This window comes from Halomonas sp. BC04, from assembly GCF_000568385.1.
The window spans coordinates 1-5564 of sequence record NZ_AZQX01000116.1 but is presented as its reverse complement, the minus strand read 5'-3'; the positions used below and the strand labels follow the sequence as shown (position 1 = coordinate 5564).

Sequence of the window (5564 nt, the reverse complement as noted above, 5' to 3'; positions counted from 1 at the left end):
AAAGACAAATCACTGGCCAGCAAGCTGGTATCTATTGTTCAGCATTATGCTGGTCATTATTGCGCTCTAAAATAGGAGCTATGCAGTATCGCCTGCCTGACGTGTTTAATTTAGCAGATGCTATGGACATCAGGAATATAAAGACCAAAGTACTAGAAAACTCATATATATTAAGTACGCGGTCGATCATGCGGTTAATTCCGGGCGGCAACAAGATCAGTAATATAGGGGCAAGGAATAATGGAAAAACAGGCAAAGCTCATGATGATCGGCTCTTTGAGCAGAGACCAGCAAGAATTTGTTGAAGCCATGGAGGCGCGGGGATGGGCCGTCACCCTGGCCCACGACCTGACGATGGCAAAGTCCCTGGTTGAGGAAGCCTCTCATGATGTCGGTATTTCCTGCCTCCACGACCAGGACGCCACCGATACGTCGGCTCTGGAAAAGATCATCGTCAACTCTTACATGGAGTGGATAGCGCTGATAGAGGAAGGGGAACTCGAAGATCCCGCCTTCTGCCATATATTGAGTAGCCTATTCATGGCATACCAGGCTGAACCGATTGCTATCGAACAGATAGACTGCCTGCTTAAGCATGCACTGGCCATGAAACGGTTACGCTCCGATGACGCCAGTCAACGAAAAGCGACGAGCGAGGTAGAATTCGAGATGGTAGGTACCGTGCCTGCCATGAAGAAAGTCTTCGAGACGATCCGCAGGGTTGCGGCGGTGGACGCACCGGTTTTCATCAGCGGCGAATCAGGAACCGGTAAGGAGTTGGCGGCACGCGCCATTCATGAACGGTCCCAGCGAGCGACCTCACCCTTCGTCGCCGTGAACTGTGGCGCCCTGCCCACCAACTTGATCCAATCCGAGCTGTTCGGGCATGAGAAAGGTGCCTTCACAGGCGCCAGCCAGAAGAAGGTTGGACAGATAGAAGCCGCCTCTGGTGGCACCCTGTTCCTGGATGAGATCGGCGATCTGCCGTTCGATCTCCAGGTCAATCTGCTTCGCTTTCTCGAGGAGAGAACCATCCAACGTATCGGTGCCCTGGACGAGATACATGTGGATGTTCGCATCCTTACCGCCACCCATGTCGACCTGGAAAAGGCCGTGAAGGAGGGGCGATTCCGTGAAGACCTCTATCACCGCCTCAATGTATTGCAGGTTGAAATGCCGCCACTTAGAGAGAGGCAGGGCGACATCGAGATACTGGCGAAGTTCTTCTTCAGCAAGTTCGAATCGGAAAAGTCGATGAAGGTCCGGGGCTTCAGCCAGGAGGCACTGGCGTTGATGCAGCAGTATCACTGGCCGGGCAATATCCGTGAACTGATCAATCGCGTACGCCGTGCGATGGTGATGTGCGACCAGCGCCTGATCAAGCCCGCTGACCTGGGGCTGGAGCGGCGCATGACCAACCGACACATCATTACTCTGGAGGAGGCACGCAATAGCGCCGAGCAAGAGGCACTGATCAGCGCCTTGAGCCGAAACAAGCACAAGGTCAAGAAAGCGGCCGATGAGCTGGGCGTTTCCCGGGTGACGCTCTATCGCCTCATGGAAAAGCACGAGCTGGCACGCAAGGGAGAGAGTCCCGTTCTACTCACCACCGCCTGACCGGCATCAGGTCGCCTGTAGGCGGTCATCCGCCCCGAGCCTGCTGATAGAGGGTAGAAACCGGCTCGGGGCATATCGTTTACATCTGGAACGGCATCCGGAAGGTCAAGGTGATATCCGGTGCATCGTCCGTGAGGCCGACCCCCACGCTGGTCACCAGTGATGTCCGGTCGCTCATGGCGTAGGTAGCGCCGAGATTCACCGCGCCCGAGTTGGCACCACTGCCAATGAGTGTTCGTTGCGCTCGCCCCTCTTCAGTGATCTTCGATTCGAAAGCGTGCTGATGACTATAAGAGAGAGAGAGGCTGAACCGGGGGTTAAGGGCAAAGGCGGTGCCGAAACCAAAGCGGATAGAGTCGCCCAGATCGATCCGGCCGGGGACCTGCCCCTCGTCACTGGAAATATCGGAGAAATTTTCCTCAATGTTATGCGTATAACCCACATTGGCAAAAACGATGGCCGGGTCCAGCGTCTTCAATACCGATACACCCGTCGATACGCCCCAGACCCCATTGCCCGTGGGCAGCTCTTCCGGGACGGTCAGGTTGCCCTCGCTGCCCTCTATCTCGCGGGTACCTACCCCATAGGCATGTTTGCCGGTCGGTGCACGAACACCAAAGTTCAAGACCACATCCGGGCGGCTCTCGGTCTCAGGCAGCAGCCGGTAATAGAGTGAAGCACTGATATCCCCAAGCCCGCCCTCGGTGACATTGGCATCGATATAGTCCTCGGTAGACCCACCGGCCCCGATGGTCTGGTAAGTACTGGAGCGGTAGACATAAGGCAAGCTCAACTCCGCCTCCAGCCGGTTGGTCAGGCCATAACGCAGATTGAGATCGAAAGTGGTGGTATGACTCTCCACCGAATCGACGCTGATGTTGCCCAAGAAGATCGCATCCAGCACCAGGAAACCGCTTAGTGCCAGCTGGCTGCGATCCGAATAGGTGTAAGTGATGCCCGGCTCAATGGTCAGGCGATCGGAGAAGAGCGTGTGCTCTTCACGCAGTACGTCACGTACGCTCTGGCTGGGCTGGGCTTCACGCACCGGCTCGCCATCGACCTGTCCCGGTGCGGTCTGAGCGAAGGCAGCGGTGCTCAGAAAGGTCCCGGCCAGCAAGCCAGTTAGCACATAAGCCGTCTTTTTGCGATCAGGTGGAATTGCCATCGGATACCCCTCGTTGAATCCGTCCAACACATGCTAGCCACACGGCAGACACACCGCGGGCGGCCTTCGGCCGCCCAATTATCGTGAAGCTAGCGCTTGCCACACCATACAAGGATTCAAAAAGAAAAAAAACGTTACACTATGATGTAGTGTCAGAAGCTTCTTTCGAGGTTTCGCGTCGACTCCAGGGCTCTGCGCAGGTCCCCGGCTGGCACAGTGCTCCCGATGCCCTGGTCCATCTGGATCTGCATCCGGGTCATGTTATGCACTTCCTGATGATTGCCCATCAGCTGTACCGACTGATGCAAGCCTCGACCAGCGTAGACTCCCTGCGCCACGTCGCCCTGCCCCGGCACGCTGATCCGCATGCCCAGGCCTCTCGCACCACCCTCAATCGACATCTGCACGCCGCTGGAATCGCCGGAAAGGGATATTCCACCGTTTCCAGCACGCGCTTGGCCAATGCTGCCATGGTTGATATCCAGCTGAAAGTCGTTGCCTGCCACATTGAAGTCACCCCCTGACTGAACGACCTGAACGACCCCCGTAGCATTTCCCGTGCCACTATCGACCACGAAAGCACGCTGCCCCGTGGCATTGGAATGACTCTGATAGGCTTCGTCAGTCGTGGCGGTAATATGGGGCGAGAAGGTTACCATCGGAGAGGATCCTGAAAGATCCACTTGAAGGTCTGCCCGTGTCTCGAAGACCTGGCCGCTGGGAGAGGTCCAGACCGTCGACATTTCCATACCGAACAGCAGGACCTTGTTGCCCTGTACGTAGCGCCCACGGATACCGGCCAGCTCATGATCGTCTAGATGACGAAAATTGCGCTGCTCCGCCGTCGCTTCCAGATCGTCCGGGAGTGTAGCGGCAGTCGCCATGCTGAACGTGGCCGCACCGGCTGTGACAAAGAGCAGGGTTGTTCCGATCAGCTTCCAGTGCTTATGGCTATTGCTGTTGTTCATGATTCCTGTCCTCGCTTGAGGCTATCGGTTCAGAACACTTCAGAATGCTTGAAGCCGAAATCAAGCAGTTGTTGTTCAGGTACCGGGGAAAACACATCGGTCATCCGCCGGGCCGTGAGGGGCTGGGCCGGATCGAGCAGAACCGTGGAAGCATCGAAGCCATCACCCACCACGGCAAAGATGATGTTGTTCCATGAGTCGATAAAATCATCCCTATCCATGACCTTGTTGCCCAGAGCCGGATCGCCGATATAGACCCGGTCGCCACGCGCTTTCTTCATCACCACGAAGTGCTCATAGCCATCGAGGTCGAGCAGCACAATGACAGGGATGGAGACTTCTTCCAGGGATTCAGGACCGATCTCGTAGCCTCTGCCGCGCAGGCCTATGCGCTCCACGTAATTGTTGAGATCCAGCAGCGAGAAGCCCAGATTCCTCACCCTCTCCGGGTCGGATACCTCCATCAGGCCGGCAAGCACCGTCTCCTCGGTCACATCAGACCAGCCATAGGCATACTTGAGAATGGTGGCGAGAGAAGCCGCGCCACACGAGAAATCCGTCTCCTGCTCGATCAGGTTCTCGAAACGTCTTTCCCGTATGGACTGCACTTCCTTGGTAACGATGGTGCCCGGCACCACGCCAGCGAACTGTATCGGTGCCGCCTGGACAGATGACGCACCGACAAAAGAGAAGCTGGCCAAGGCCAAGCAGATGAAGAAACTCCTGGTACGTCTAGCGAACATGACGCCTCCTTTTTTGCTTCAATAGCCCGGCCCAGTCGGCCGGGCTATTGAGCTTGTAGCTAGCGCATTACTGGGCGTTATTGCTGCTGGTTGCGGCAACAGCCAGGCTATTGCGCTGCATGTTGTTGTTGCCCGAGGCCACGTTGGCACCGATGTTGCCGCTGGCGCCGCGCAAGGCATTGCCATCGATGGAGGCCGTGTTGTTCTGCATCTGGCTAACGGTGGTGGTCACGGAGTTGGAGACTGCAAAAGAACCGGAAAGGGCCTTGGAACTGGCTTCTGAGTATCTGTATTTTCCGGCCCTGGCCTTGGCGTCCGCTGAAGCATAGGCACCAGCCGCAACCGTGGTGCTTGTCTCGGTAGTTTCGACTTCTCCAGGAGCGTTGTAGCTAACGTTGCCGGAGCTGGCCTGTACACCGCCGCCGGTAGCGACAGCCGAGCCGTTGTTGGACACGGAGGCAGACAAGGTGTTCTGCTGGGCGTTACCGGCGCCTGAGGCGATGTTGGCGCCGATGTTGCCACTGGCTCCGCGCAGCGCGTTGCCGCCAAGGTTGGCGGTATTCTGAGTGCCGCTATTGATGGCAGTGTTATTGCTGGACGACTGCGCGGAGAAAGCGGAAGCCTGGCCAAAGACATGCTGAGCATCGCTGGCGGCGAGTGCCGCATCGTTGGCCTGCTGATTGTTGTCACCGGAAGCCACGTTGACCCCGATGTTACCGCTGGCGCCACGCAGGGCGTTACCGCCGACAGAGGCATCATTCTCAACGAGATCGTTGATCACCACATTGCCGTCCTGCAGTTGCTTGCTGTCGACCGTGGAACCCGCATAGTTCTTGCCAAAGACCCAGGCCCCACCCTTGACATACAGGCGCGTGGTGGTGTTGCTGTCATGTTCCAGGGAAACGTCAATGTTGTTAGTGAATGTTGAATCGATGCTGCTGTTGGTCTCGAAATCGTTTCCGCCCCGATCAGCGAGTGCATAACCAGACGCAAGCAGAGCGGCGATGGCCAAGGCAATTGGTGCTTTCTTGAAGTGAGTCATGATATTTCTCCAGAATGAACCATACATTT

At 56.7% G+C, this 5564-nt stretch carries 6 protein-coding genes; 2 read left to right on the top strand and 4 right to left on the bottom strand.

Annotated features, from left to right (window positions below):
* A partial coding sequence (locus Q427_RS33645) for a hypothetical protein (protein WP_231613547.1) occupies positions 1–305 on the top strand: 305 nt, incomplete at its 5' end.
* Positions 262–1617, top strand: a complete 1356-nt coding sequence (locus Q427_RS08260; protein ID WP_051496233.1) for a sigma-54 dependent transcriptional regulator — start codon at positions 262–264, stop codon at positions 1615–1617. The genes Q427_RS33645 and Q427_RS08260, both read left to right, overlap by 44 nt.
* Before the next feature lie 79 nt (positions 1618–1696).
* On the opposite strand, the gene Q427_RS08255 is transcribed toward Q427_RS08260, so the two are convergent.
* The 4 genes from Q427_RS08255 to Q427_RS08240 form a co-directional block, all read right to left on the bottom strand.
* Positions 1697–2809: a transporter gene (locus tag Q427_RS08255; protein ID WP_231613546.1), complete on the bottom strand. Its 1113-nt coding sequence runs from the start codon at positions 2807–2809 to the stop codon at positions 1697–1699.
* A gap of 125 nt (positions 2810–2934) precedes the next feature.
* Positions 2935–3750: a hypothetical protein gene (locus tag Q427_RS08250; RefSeq protein ID WP_043512811.1), complete on the bottom strand. Its 816-nt coding sequence runs from the start codon at positions 3748–3750 to the stop codon at positions 2935–2937.
* Between the two features lie 29 nt (positions 3751–3779).
* Positions 3780–4457, bottom strand: a complete 678-nt coding sequence (locus Q427_RS08245; protein ID WP_043512816.1) for a C39 family peptidase — start codon at positions 4455–4457, stop codon at positions 3780–3782.
* 103 nt (positions 4458–4560) lie between these two features.
* On the bottom strand, positions 4561–5564 hold a 1004-nt coding region (locus tag Q427_RS08240), incomplete at its 5' end, for a hypothetical protein (protein ID WP_051496232.1).